General features: G+C 73.8%; 14 protein-coding genes. 6 read left to right on the top strand and 8 right to left on the bottom strand.

What is annotated here, in order from left to right; genetic code table 11:
• Nucleotides 1-125: 125 nt before the first annotated feature.
• Genes QK440_RS39575 through QK440_RS39565 form a run of 3 tightly spaced genes read right to left on the bottom strand, consistent with a single transcriptional unit; the run spans nt 126 to nt 3691 of the window.
• Entirely contained in the window at nt 126-254 is a 129-nt protein-coding gene (locus tag QK440_RS39575; protein ID WP_268257251.1) for a hypothetical protein, read from the bottom strand.
• Between the two features lie 15 nt (nt 255-269).
• On the bottom strand, nt 270-2213 hold the full coding sequence (locus tag QK440_RS39570; RefSeq protein ID WP_282798108.1) for an alpha/beta fold hydrolase: 1944 nt from the start codon (nt 2211-2213) through the stop codon (nt 270-272).
• Nucleotides 2210-3691 (bottom strand): MFS transporter, encoded by a 1482-nt coding sequence (locus tag QK440_RS39565; protein WP_282798107.1) that lies wholly within the window; start codon nt 3689-3691, stop codon nt 2210-2212. The genes QK440_RS39570 and QK440_RS39565 overlap by 4 nt, the downstream gene beginning before the upstream one ends.
• Before the next feature lie 579 nt (nt 3692-4270).
• Here QK440_RS39565 and QK440_RS39560 point away from each other — a divergent pair.
• Nucleotides 4271-4891, top strand: a complete 621-nt coding sequence (locus QK440_RS39560; RefSeq protein WP_282798106.1) for a DJ-1/PfpI family protein — start codon at nt 4271-4273, stop codon at nt 4889-4891.
• A 76-nt stretch (nt 4892-4967) separates the two neighbouring features.
• Here the strand turns inward: QK440_RS39560 and QK440_RS39555 are convergent, their stop codons facing one another.
• Nucleotides 4968-5426: an Lrp/AsnC family transcriptional regulator gene (locus tag QK440_RS39555; protein WP_282798105.1), complete on the bottom strand. Its 459-nt coding sequence runs from the start codon at nt 5424-5426 to the stop codon at nt 4968-4970.
• A 97-nt stretch (nt 5427-5523) separates the two neighbouring features.
• On the opposite strand from QK440_RS39555, the gene QK440_RS39550 reads away from it, so the two are divergent.
• Entirely contained in the window at nt 5524-6483 is a 960-nt protein-coding gene (locus QK440_RS39550; RefSeq protein WP_282798104.1) for an SMP-30/gluconolactonase/LRE family protein, read from the top strand.
• A gap of 75 nt (nt 6484-6558) precedes the next feature.
• Here the strand turns inward: QK440_RS39550 and QK440_RS39545 are convergent, their stop codons facing one another.
• The 4 genes from QK440_RS39545 to QK440_RS39530 all read right to left on the bottom strand — a co-directional run bounded on the left by QK440_RS39545 (nt 6559) and on the right by QK440_RS39530 (nt 9457).
• Entirely contained in the window at nt 6559-7731 is a 1173-nt protein-coding gene (locus QK440_RS39545) for a DUF6596 domain-containing protein (RefSeq protein WP_282798109.1), read from the bottom strand.
• An 8-nt stretch (nt 7732-7739) separates the two neighbouring features.
• Nucleotides 7740-8147, bottom strand: coding sequence for a YciI family protein (locus tag QK440_RS39540; RefSeq protein ID WP_282798103.1), 408 nt, complete (start codon nt 8145-8147; stop codon nt 7740-7742).
• A 543-nt stretch (nt 8148-8690) separates the two neighbouring features.
• Nucleotides 8691-9002 (bottom strand): hypothetical protein, encoded by a 312-nt coding sequence (locus tag QK440_RS39535; protein ID WP_282798102.1) that lies wholly within the window; start codon nt 9000-9002, stop codon nt 8691-8693.
• Nucleotides 8999-9457 carry a hypothetical protein gene (locus tag QK440_RS39530; RefSeq protein ID WP_282798101.1) on the bottom strand — a complete coding sequence of 153 codons (459 nt, stop codon included), beginning with the start codon at nt 9455-9457 and terminating at the stop codon, nt 8999-9001. The genes QK440_RS39535 and QK440_RS39530 overlap by 4 nt, the downstream gene beginning before the upstream one ends.
• Nucleotides 9458-9881: 424 nt before the next feature.
• On the opposite strand from QK440_RS39530, the gene QK440_RS39525 reads away from it, so the two are divergent.
• The 4 genes from QK440_RS39525 to QK440_RS39510 all read left to right on the top strand — a co-directional run bounded on the left by QK440_RS39525 (nt 9882) and on the right by QK440_RS39510 (nt 11932).
• Entirely contained in the window at nt 9882-10187 is a 306-nt protein-coding gene (locus QK440_RS39525; protein ID WP_282798100.1) for a hypothetical protein, read from the top strand.
• Nucleotides 10184-10447, top strand: a complete 264-nt coding sequence (locus tag QK440_RS39520; RefSeq protein ID WP_282798099.1) for a hypothetical protein — start codon at nt 10184-10186, stop codon at nt 10445-10447. The genes QK440_RS39525 and QK440_RS39520 overlap by 4 nt, the downstream gene beginning before the upstream one ends.
• A 180-nt stretch (nt 10448-10627) precedes the next feature.
• Nucleotides 10628-11362 carry a formylglycine-generating enzyme family protein gene (locus QK440_RS39515; RefSeq protein WP_282798098.1) on the top strand — a complete coding sequence of 245 codons (735 nt, stop codon included), beginning with the start codon at nt 10628-10630 and terminating at the stop codon, nt 11360-11362.
• Nucleotides 11363-11473: 111 nt separating this feature from the next.
• Nucleotides 11474-11932, top strand: a complete 459-nt coding sequence (locus QK440_RS39510; RefSeq protein WP_282798097.1) for a hypothetical protein — start codon at nt 11474-11476, stop codon at nt 11930-11932.
• Nucleotides 11933-11957 lie beyond the last annotated feature (25 nt).

Here is an 11957-nt window from a genome sequence, read left to right as displayed (position 1 = left end):
GGGCTGGTCTTTGGGCCACCTGGGTTTGTGCACACCCCGTCCGCCCTGGGCGGGCGGCGGGGGGGGGGGGGGGGGGGGGGGCCGGCCGGCCCCCGGGGCGTGCCCGGGGACCGGCCGGTTCGGGGTCAGTCCTCGGCGCTCTCGTCGCCGTCCTCGGCGTTGCGGAACGGAACGGTGACCGTGATGCCGACGCTCGGCTTCCGGTTCGTCTCGTCCTCCGCGAGCGGGTCGTTGTGGATGACGTCCTTCTGCATGGGCTCTCTCCTTCCTCAGGGGTGAACGGTGCGGTGTGCTGACCCCCCTCCGGGCGGACGGGGGCGTCTGGGTGGGGCGGTGCGGGTGGGGCGGTCGGTACGGTCGGTGCCGCGCGGCTCCCGGTCGGTGCCGCGCGGCTCCCGGTCGGTGCCGCGCAGCTCCCGGTCGAGGAAGAGCACGGCGCGGCGCAGCACGGCCACGTGGTCGCCGCCGTCGTAGCCGTCGTGCCCGGAGTCGAGCCACAGGGACTCGTGGCGGGCGCCGGTGGCGGCGAGGGCGGCGAGGTAGGAACGCACCTGTGCGGGCGGGCACTTGGTGTCGTGGGTGGCGGAGACGACGAGGAGCGGGTCGCGTACGCGGTCGGCGTAGTGGATCGGGGAGCTGTGCGCGTAGCGGGCGGGCACCTGGGCGGGGGTGCCGCCGAACAGCCGCTCGTCGAGGGCGCGCAGGGCCGGGGTGGCGGCGGCGTGGGCGGCGGCGTAGTCGGCGACCGGTTTCACGGCGACGCCCGCGCGCCACAGGCCGGGGCGGGTGCCCAGGGCGAGCAGGACGAGGTAGCCGCCCCAGGAGGTGCCCCACAGGCCGGTCGCGCCGGGGCGGATCAGGCCGCGCGCGGCGAGGTCGGCGCGCACGGCGGCGAGGTCGGCGACCTGGGTGTGGCCGACGCCGGCGCGGTGGGCGCGCTGCCAGCGGGGGCCGTAGCCGGTGGAGCCGCGGTAGTTGACCCGGGCGACGGCGAAGCCGGAGGCGACCAGGGAGTGCACGGTGCCGTCGTAGGCGTCGCGGTCGTGGTCTGCGGGCCCGCCGTGTACGAGGAAGACGGCGGGGTGCGGGCCGGGGCCGCCCTCGGGGAGGCTGAGCAGGGTGTGCACGGGGCCGTCGGGGCCGGGGGTGCGGATGTCCCGCAGGGTGCCGGGGACGCGGCCCGCGACGGTGCCGAGCGGGGGCAGCGGCGTACCGGCGGTGGAGGTCATGCGCGGCGGGTCTGTGCTGTCGGTCCAGAGGGTGTGCAGGTCGCCGCCGGGGTGCGGGGCGGCGTCGAGGAGCGTGCCGGGCGCGGCGGGGACGGCGGTGCGGGTCCGGTCGCCCAGGTAGACGCGGTGCAGCAGGGAGCGGCCGTGGCGGTCCTGGCGGACCAGGACGGAGCGGCCGTCCGGGTACCAGCGGGCGGTGATCTGGGTGTCGAAGGCGCACCAGTCGTGGGCGCGGGTGCCGGTCGCGGGTGTCCAGGTGGCGAGGGAGTAGTGGTCGTCGCGCTCACGGACGAGGAGCAGCGTGGCGGCGGCGCGCCCCGGTGCGGGGGCGAAGCCGAGGGCCCACAGCCTGCCGTGCGGGCCGTCGCCGGGCAGCACGGCGGCCTCGGTGCCGTCGGGGGTGAGGACCGTGACGGCGCGAGGTGAGTCGGCGGCGCGGGTGAGGGCGAGCAGGTCGCCGCCGGGGGCGAGTCCGGCGAGGGCGGCGGGACCGTCGACGCGCGTCACCTCGCGGCCGGGGCCGCCGCGTGGCCCGAGGCGGACCGTGGTGCTGTCGTCCAGGCCGATGCCGAGCGCGGCGACGGCGGCACCGGTGGCGGACGGGCCGGTGACGGCCGGGCCGGTGACGGCCGGGCCGGTGACGGCCGGGCCAGTGGCGGCCGGAGCGGTGACGGCGAGGCCGCGGGCGGTGCCGTCCGGGACGCCGGTGAGTCCGGGCCGGTCGGGTCCGCCCTCGAAGGGCTGGAACCGCCAGTGGCCCACGCCGCGGGCGTCCTCGGCGAACCACCACACCCGGGCGTCGTGGTCGATCGCGCCGTGCAGGGTGCCGCCGGGGCGGTCGGTGACCTGGCGGGCGCGGCGGGCGGCGGCGTCCCAGGTGAAGACCTCGCAGCGGCCGTCGGCGTCGGCGGTGAACACCATCCGGCGCGGATCGGCGGCGCACACCTCGGGCAGCGCGGCCCGGTAGACCTGGAAGCGGCTCACGCGGCGGCCTCCGCGAGGGCGGCGCGCCGGGTGGTGTGCGCGGCGAGCAGGGCGAGCAGGGCGGCGCAGTCGACGGCGGGCGCGGCGGTGCCCACCTGGTCCGCGAGCAGCCCGGCGAGGACCGGGGCGAGGGCGGCGGCCCCGCCGGACGCCGTGGCGAGCACCGCGCCCACCCGGGCCTGCAGGGCCGGTTCGGTGACCAGCAGCACGCGCGCCTGCAGGACCACCGCGGGCAGCGGTACGAGGAGACACACGGCGCCGAGCAGCGCCCCGTACGCCCACGGTCCGGCGGCGGTGGCCAGGGCCGCGGTGAGCGGGACGAGGAGCCAGGTGACGGCGGTGAGGAGCCGGGCGGCGCCGACGCGCTCGGCGGCGCGGGGCGCGGCCAGCGAACCGGCGAGTCCCGCGGCGCCGGAGACCGCGAGGACGGCGCCCAGCGGCAGGGCGCCCGCGCCGGAGCGCTCCAGCGCGAACACGGCGGCGTAGTACAGCGCGACGGCGACCCCGTTGACGAGGGTGATCCACACCAGGACGAGGCGGAGCAGCGGCTGCCGCCGCACCAGGCGCAGCCCGGCGGCGGCCTCGCGGAGCAGGCCGCCGCCGGAGGGCGCGGAGTCCGGGGCCTTCAGGTCCGTGCGCATCGCGCGGACGCAGCAGGCGGCGACGGCGTACGAGACGGCGTCGGCGACGAAGGGCAGCGCGCGGGAGACCTGGTAGGCGGCTCCGCCGAGGGCCGGGCCGAGGATGAGCACGCCCTGGTCGGCCGCGCCGAGCCGGGCGACCGCGCGGGGCTGCTCGTCGGGCGGGCAGACCAGCGCGACGGTGCCGCGCGAGGCCGCCTCGTGGCAGGCGGTGGCGAACCGTTCGACCAGGACGGCCCCGAGCAGGTGCGGGAGCGTGAGGTGCCCGAGGGCGAGGGCCAGGGCGACGGACCCCAGCGCGACGACGGAGACCACGGCGGACCAGAACATGATCGGCTTGCGCGCGCCGCGGTCGGCGGGGACCGCCGCGAGCGGGCCGAACAGGATCCCGGCGCCCAGGGAGAGACCGGCCACGAGCCCGGCGGTCTGGGCGGAGTGGCCGAGCGAGAGCAGCAGCAGCGGGAGGACGACGCCGGAGGCCTGGGTGCCGAGCGCGTCGGCGGCGTTGGCCCACCAGAAGAGGCGGAAGTCGCGGGCGGAGGTGGTGCGGTGCTGCGGGGTGGCGTGGTCCTGGGGGGTGGCGTGGTCCTGGGGGGTCGTGTGGTCCTGCGGGATCGCGTGGCCTTGCGGGGTGGCGTGGTCCCAGGCGGCCGTGTGGTCCTGGAGAGGGGCGCTGCCCCTGGAGGTCGCGGCATCCCGTGAGGTGGCGCCATTGCGCGAGGTGGTGCCCTCGTGCGAGGCGGTGCCCTCGTGCGAGGGGGAGCGGTCCTGGGACGGGTGGGATGGCGGTAAGTCGCCGCGGCGGTCCGGTGTGTCCGCCTGCGCGTACGGCTCCACGCAACCCCCCTCACAACTGTGAATGACCTGTGCAGAGATGTGCAGAAAGCGAAACGAGAGCGGGATCGTAGCCAGGGCGCTGAGCGCGCTACAAGGCGCAAGGACCACTGGCCGAAAAGCGTGGTGCGGGAGGGGAGGGAGCGCCCACCGGACACCACCGCAAGGGGAGGGATGAGTTCCGGCTGTCGTTCTGAGGCTGGTGTGACAGCGGGAGCGCATGTGGCACATGGGCCTCAGTGAAGGGTGACGCGGCCGGCGAGCAGCACACCGCCCCACGCCAGAGCAACACCGTCAACTGCTGTACGCCGCCTACCTGTTGATCGGTTCCCGCAGCCGCGATGATGGCTGATTCTCGCCAGCTCAGGGGGCGGAATGTCGGCTCCCTTTTGCGCCACCGGAATGCCGCCGCCGCGCTCCGGCCACGGCGGGGCCGACCGGCGCCGCCTCGACGGAGAGGGCCGACCGGGACTGGCTGTCGGGCGGGAGCCGACCGGGACCCGACCCGGCCCATCAGGCAGGGAACGCCCGGGACTTGGACAACCGGAGGGCACCGCGCGGATGCTGGCTATGCTGCGCCGCATGGACATAGTGATCCCGCTCTTCGACCACTTCGAGCCGCTCGACGCGATCGGGCCGTACGAGATCCTCGCGTACGTGCCCGGGGCCTCCGTACGGTTCGTCACGGCCGAACCCGGGCTGGTCGAGGACGTGTTGGGGTCGATGCCGGTGCACGTGCCGACCCGGTACTCCGAGGTGGAGCGCTGCGACATCCTGCTCGTCCCCGGCGGGGGCAGCTTCAAGACCATGTCGGCCGACCCCGGCTTCCTCGACTGGGTGCGCCGGATCCACGCCGGGACCCGCTTCACCACGTCAGTCTGCACCGGTTCCCTGGTGCTCGGCGCGGCGGGCCTGCTGGAGGGCCTGACGGCCACGACGCACTGGAACGCGGTCGCCTCCCTGGAGTCGTACGGCGCCGTCTACAGCGCCGAGCGGGTGGTCCGGCAGGGCAGGGTGATCACCTCGGCCGGGGTCTCCTCCGGCATCGACATGGCGATCCGCCTGGCCGCCCTGCTCACCGACGAGGTGACCGCCCAGGCCATCCAGCTCTACACCGAGTACGACCCGCAACCCCCGTTCGACACCGGTTCGGTGGCCAAGGCCCCGGCCGAGGTGGTGGCCCGGGCGCGCACCCTGGACTAGGCGGGCCCCCGGAAGAGGCAGCCGTCCAGGGGCACCCCACCGCCGATCACCCCACCGACGATCAGCCCTCCGCCGATCAGCCCTCGGCCGGTCCCCCCGCCGTCGGGTCGACCGGCCGCTCGAAGAAGGTCTCGAGGACCACCGTCGCCTGGGTCCCGCTGACGCCGTCGATGGCGTAGAGGCGGCGCAGCACGTCCTGGAGCTGCTCCGTGGTCGCGGTCCTGACCTTGACCAGGACCGAGGCGCTGCCGGCGATGACGTGCGCCTCCAGGATCTCGGGGAGCCCGGCGAAGGCGTCCGCGGACTCCCCCATCCAGGCGTTCGACTCGACCATCACGTAGGCGAGGACGTCGCTGCCCAGCGCCGCCGGGTCCACCTCGGCCGCGGTGCGCCGGATGACGCCGCGCTCCCTCAGCTTGCGCACGCGCTCATGGGCCGCTCCGGCGGACAGACCCACGGCCCGGCCCAGGGCGGCGTAGGACTGGGTGGCGTCCTGCTGCAGCAGTGCCAGCAGGGAGCGGTCTATGTGATCCACAGCTCTCCGTTCGGGATGTCCTTGTGCCGACCATAGCCCATCCTGCACTCTGCTCTTCCGGCCGAAGACCATTCGGCACACCGGTGGAAGGAAGCCCATGAGCAGTGACCGCCCCGCGCTGTACGAGATGTTCGACGACCGGTTCCGCACCGGGCGGTGCATGAACGGCGACGACGCCGTGGAGGTGCTGTACACCGGCTGCCGCTGGGCCGAGGGCCCGGTCTACGTGCCCGCCTTCCGGCAGGTGATCTGGAGCGACATCCCGAACGACCGCATGCTGCGCTGGGACGAGGAGACCGGTGCCGTCGGCGTCTTCCGCCGCCGGGCCGGGCACACCAACGGCAACACCCTCGACGGCCAGGGCCGGTTGATCACGTGCGAGCAGGGCAACCGCCGTGTGACGCGCACCGAGCACGACGGCACGGTCACGGTGCTGGCCGACCGCTGGCAGGGCAAGCGGCTGAACAGCCCGAACGACGCGGCGGTGAAGTCCGACGGTTCCGTCTGGTTCTCCGACCCGGACTTCGGCATCACCAGCGACTACGAGGGCTACCGCGCCGAGAGCGAGATCGGCGCCAACAACGTGTACCGGATCGACCCGGCCACCGGCGACGTACGCCTGGTCGCCGACGGTCTCACCGCGCCGAACGGCCTGGTGTTCTCGGCCGACGAGCGGCAGCTCTTCGTCTCCGACACCGGCGCCAACCACATCCGCGTCTTCGACGTGCGCGAGGACGGCACGCTCTCCGACGGCAAGGTCTTCGCCGACGCCGGGGACCGCGGAAGCGCCCGCTTCGACAACCTGCGCTTCGACGACGGCGGACGGCTCTGGGCGGCCGCGATGGACGACGGGGTGCACTGCTACGACCCCGACGGCACGCTCATCGGGCGGCTCGTCATCCCGGAGACGGTCGCCAACATCGCCTGGGGCGGGGCCAAGCGCAACCGCCTCTTCATCACCGCGCAGACCAGCCTGTACTCGGTGGTCATGGGCGTCACGGGCACGCACCCGACGGGCCCCGGGCACCAGCCCTGGCGGTCCGCCGGGCACCGGTGACCCGCGCGGCGACCTCCGCGGTGATCCCCGCGGTGACCCCCGCGCGCGGCCCGTGCGCCGCCCGGCCCGCCCGGGTCACCGCCGGGCGTTGAGCCGGGCCGCCTGGCGGGTGAGGTGGTCGCGCTCGGCGAGGTTGGGTGCCTTGTGGGCGGCCTCGGCGTACAGCCGTGCCGCCGTCGCCAGGTCGCCGTCGCGCTCGTGGAGGTACGCCGCGGCCGCGGTGTGGCGCGGCAGCGCGGCGTCCAGGGCCGCGAGTGCGGCGAGGCCCGCGCGGGGCCCGTCGGCCTCGCCGACGGCGACGGCGCGGTTGAGCCGGACGACCGGGCTGTCGGCGAGGCGCACGAGTTCGTCGTACCACTCGACGATCTGCACCCAGTCGGTCTCCGCGGCAGTGGGCGCGTCGGCGTGCAGGGCCGCCACGGCGGCCTGGGCCTGGAACGCGCCGAGCCGGTCGCGGGCCAGGGCCGCCTGCAGGATGCGTACGCCCTCGGCGATCAGCGCGGTGTCCCACCGGCCGCGGTCCTGCTCGGCGAGCGGTACCAGGCTGCCGTCGGGCGCGGTGCGGGCGGCGCGCCGGGCGTGGTGCAGCAGCATCAGCGCGAGCAGCCCGGCCACTTCGGGGTGGTCGATCGCGGCCGCGAGCTGCCGGGTGAGCCGGATGGCCTCGGCCGCGAGGTCGACGTCGCCGGAGTAGCCCTCGTTGAAGACCAGGTAGAGCACGCGCAGCACGGTGGCGACGTCGCCGGGCCGGTCGAACCGGGCGCCGGAGACGGTGCGCTTGGCCCGGCTGATCCTCTGTGCCATGGTCGCCTCGGGCACGAGGTAGGCCTGGGCGATCTGGCGCGTGGTGAGTCCGCCGACGGCGCGCAGCGTGAGCGCGACGGCGGACGACGGGGTCAGCGAGGGGTGGGCGCACAGGAAGTAGAGCTGGAGCGTGTCGTCCACCGAGGCCGCGGGGCCGGGCGCCGGCTCCTCCTCCACGCGGCCCTCCCGCCGGTGCCGGGCGGCGTCCGCCCGTGCCTGGTCGAGGAACTTGCGCCAGGCCACCGTGACCAGCCAGCCCTTCGGGTCCCGCACGGAAGGTGCCGTACCCGCGGGGCCGCCAGGGCAGGGAGTGTCCTGCCCCGCGCGGACCAGCTCCACCAGCGCTTCCTGCACGGCGTCCTCGGCCGCCGCGAAGTCGGCTCCGCGGCGGACGAGAACGGCGAGCACGCCCGGCGTGAGGCTCCGGATCAGCGCCTCGTCCATGGGAGGGGTCACTCCGTGACGGTGGGCGGGGCGGTCAGGAACGGGCGGACCTCCAGCCACTCGTGGATCGGCTCGCCGCCCGCGCCGGGGGCGGCGGACAGCTCACCGGCGAGCTCGACGGCGCGCTCCTGGCTGTCGACGTCGATCACCATCCACCCGGCGATGAGGTCCTTGGTCTCGGCGAACGGGCCGTCGGTGACCGGTGGCCGCCCCTCGCCGTCGTACCGCACCCAGGTGCCCTCGGGAGCGAGCGCCTGGCCGTCGACGAACTCCCCGGTCTTCTCGAGACGGGCGGCGAACTCGTGCATGTACCGCATGTGGGCCGAGATCTCCTCGGGCGTCCACCGGTCCATGGGCACGTCGTTGACCGCCGCCGGAGCGCCGCGGTAGTGCTTCAGCAGCAGGTACTTGGCCATCGTCTTCTCCTCGGTGCCGGTGACCCATTGTGGTCACGTTCACCCCGGGGACGGAGCCGATCACGGGTTCTCGACATCACCGCGGAACTTTTTTCCCGAGACCCGTCTCCCACTCACGCGACCGCGACCGTACGCAGCCGTAAGCCGGCCAGCACCGCCCCCTGCGCGCGGGTTCACGGGCACCCCGTGCCCGCTGGACCATGACGCGCAGCATGGGCCGGCTCGCGCACCGCCGCCTCGCCCGTGGCGCGCAGTCGACGGGAGCAGCCGCGGGATCGCGGTTCTGGTCCGGCGCGAGGAGGTCTGCGTGGCGCAGACCAAGAACTGTGTCCGAATGCCCGTGCTCGCGGAGGAGTGCGGCTTCGGGTACCGGCGCACCGGGTGTGTCCTCGCCGTGTTGCGCGATGGCTTCTGCGGTCGCGGTGACGGCGGCGGGGGCATCGGGTCAGGCGAGGTAGAGCAGTCCGCGGAGAGCGGCTACGTGCTGTTCGCGCTCGTCGTCGGTCACCACGTTTCCAGGGTAGGCCTGGGTAGGCCGGTGGTTCACAGCGGTGGCCCAGGCCGTTGTCGTTCGGTGCAGATGGGGCAGCGGTAGTGGCGGGTATGGGCGGCCGGCAGGAAGCCGACGGCCGCGTTCTCGGCCCTGCGCACGATGCCGTCCCTGCTGCCAGGTGAAAGGGGAACCGCAGTTCCCATGATCGTCTCGATCACCTGGGTGAAGTGCTTCTCCGCCAGTTTCCAGTCCGGTTCGGCGTCCGGGCCGCCTAGGCCGGTGAGGTGGAGGGCGCCGAAAGCGTGGACCGCGGCCTTGACCGTGTCGTTGCCTTGTTCGTGCACGTCGTGCAGCGCGATCACCCGCCGCTCCCGGAGGCAGGGGGCGGCGGTTCGGCGAGGCGGCGCGGTTCGTCGAGGACGTCGTCGAGCTCGCGCGCGTGATGGGCGTGGATCTGCTCGATGATGACGTAGCCGGCCGCGGCACCGATGACGGTCAAGCCGGTCAGGGACAGCGGCCAGGCGCACCACTGCGGGTGGACGACCGCGGGCGAGGTCTCCCCCAGCGGTACCTCGTGGGCATCCACCCAGCCGATCAGGAGCCCGTTGAACACGTACAGCGCCACGCACGCCGCGAGCAGGGTCGTGCCACGGCTGAGAAGCCAGAAGCCGAACCGGAGCAGGGCGTGCCGGTCGGCCCAGTGGGCCCGCAGCCGTTGTCGGCGGCCTGGCGGCGGGGCCCGGCGGGCCGGGTAGCGGGTGCTGCGGACACCCTGTCTACGGTAGAGGGCTGGGCCGCCCGCGCCGGCGAACAGCATTCCGGTTACGGTGAGTTGGCCGGGCGGCGGTGTGCGGGTCCTTCGGGGCTTCACCGGCACCGGCGAAGCGATGGACGCCGCGATGCGCCGCTGGCGGGCCGCCCACCCCGACGCCGACTCGCGCGGGGCGCACGCCGAGGCCCGGGGTGCGGCGGCCAGGAATCGCGCGGGGAACGCCCCACCGGTGCCGCGGCGCACGGGACCGGCGGAACCAGGCAGACACGCGTGGCCCCGGGGCCGTCGACGGGCGGGGTGGCGGGCAGCGCATCGAGGTCATCCATGCACGGGAAACGGGTACCCACCGGTCACGGACACAGCCCGCACCCTTATCAGCCGCTTCGCCCGCCCGGCCGCCCGGCCGGGCGGTACCATCCGAACGTCAACCGGAATCACGAATCGTGAATCCACAGCCAGGGAGGACGGCATGAGCGAACAGCCGTGGACTATCGACGCCATCGCCCACGCCATCCCTAACGCGGACACCCGGCAGAACTTCCTGCGCGCGGTCAACCTCACCCCCCTGCCCGAGCTTCCCGAGGTTCTCGCCCGCTGGCAGCGCTTCGTCGAACGCTGGCGTGACGAGATCGTTCCCGACCTGGAAGCCGTCCTCGAATACGCCAAGACCCACAACGGCGAGCTGCCCCCGGAGTACGCCGACGACGGCGGCACCGAAGACTTCCTCAACCGGCTGCGCGACGACGTGAGGAAGCGGCAGACTTACGCGGCGTGACCTACGAGCTCATCGTCCCGCCCAGCATCCGACGCCAGATCGCCGGACTACCGCTGAGCGACCAGGCCGAGCTCATCGCCCTCTTCAACCGGCTCCCCGCCGAAGCCGAACAGATCACCGACCCCTACGGCCTCGAGGTCCCGGACAGCGCCGTCCGCATGCGCACCGCCGGGCTCACCCGACTCATCGTTGTGATCACCATCAACGACAGCCAGGTCACCGTCACCATCGTGCGGATCTACGACCCCCTCGGCGACTGAGCAGCAGCACGAGGCCCGCGCCCTTCCGGGGCAGCGGCCTTTCTCGTTATGCCGGAGCCCAGCTGATCGATGTCCCGATGCCCTCATTCCAAGGTCGCTGTCGGGGTAGGTCTATCGGCCGATGTCCGCCCCGAGCATCTAGGTGATCATGAGGCTGTTCGCTCGAGCCGAGGAGGAGCCATGCGGGTGGAGCAGGTGGACTGGGTGGAGGTTCCGGCCGGGTTGCTGCGTCGGGGGACGCCGGTCGACGAGGTGGCGGCGGTGGCCCGCCGCTATGCGGACACCGGGGTGCCGGTGGAGTGGTACAGGAAAGAAGCTCCGCGCACGGAGATCCACATCCCGGCGTTCCGGATCGCCCGCACCCCGGTCACAGTCGGCCAGTGGGCACTCTTCGCAGCGGCCACTGGCCGACCAGTCCCACAGAGACCTGCGGACCACCCGGTCATCGGGGTCACTTGGGAGGAGGCGACGGCCTACTGCCTTTGGCTCGGAGAGCGGCTCGGCCTCGGCGTCCGGCTGCCCACGGAAGACGAGTGGGAACGAGCCGCGCGGGGCGACGACGGCCGGGAGTTCCCGTGGGGCGAGGAGTACCGCACCGGCCTGGCCAATCTGGTGGACCTCGGCATCGGCACCACGATGCCGGTCGGTTCGTTCCCCGAGGGCGCGAGCCCGTTCGGGGTGCTGGACATGGCGGGCAACGCCGACGAGTGGACCTCTACTCTCTACGCTCCCTACCCTGGCGCGCCCGCCGAGGTGCCGAGCAGCGAGGACTGGTCCTTCGACCGGCACATCACCCGGGGCGGCGCGTTCCGCCACGACCGGGACCTGGCCCGGTGCGCCCGCCGCCACGGCGCCTATGAGTCGGACCTCGAAGCGATCGGCGTGGGCTTCCGCCTGGCGGCACCGGCCGAGTAAACCTGGGCACCGCGCCAGCTTCATACGACCGATGGCATCTCCTCAGGACTGTGCACATTCTGCTGTACGCCGGCACCCCAGCCTGCGCGCGACCCCCTGGAGGCAGACGGAATGGCCGAGCTCATCAGCCGCGAAACAGTGGCCGTCGAAGTCGACTACTACGGCCTCGCCGTGGAGGACTGGGACGACACCCACGTCCCCGTCCCCTTCCCCAAAGACTGGGAACAGGGCCCCTTCCAGACCGCCCACCCCGGACGCCTGTCCTTCACCAGCGCCGGCCACACGCACACCGCGACGATGACGATCGAAGTCTGGGCCGAGGAACCCGCCGAGCCAGCCGGCGACTGGGAAGAATCCGCCGTCACGGAGATCTCCTGCACATCAGGGCAGCTGCAGGCCCAAGGCCTGACCGCAGGCCCATGGCCCGAACCGGTCCGCATCTCAGACAAGCCGGGCACCTGGAACGTGCGCGCCCAGTGCCGCGGCCGGGCCGAGGTAGCGGTCCAGTCCCAGGACGAGGCAGTCGACGGCGTCGAGCAGTACGTGCTCCAGCTCTGGCCGCAGGCCTAAGCCGCAGTTCGGCGGGCCGGGCACC

Origin of the sequence: Streptomyces sp. CC224B (assembly GCF_030010595.1) — a bacterium.
GTDB lineage: Bacteria > Actinomycetota > Actinomycetes > Streptomycetales > Streptomycetaceae > Streptomyces > Streptomyces longispororuber.
The sequence above is the reverse complement of the archived record's forward strand: the minus strand, read 5'-3'. Positions and strand labels throughout refer to the sequence as shown.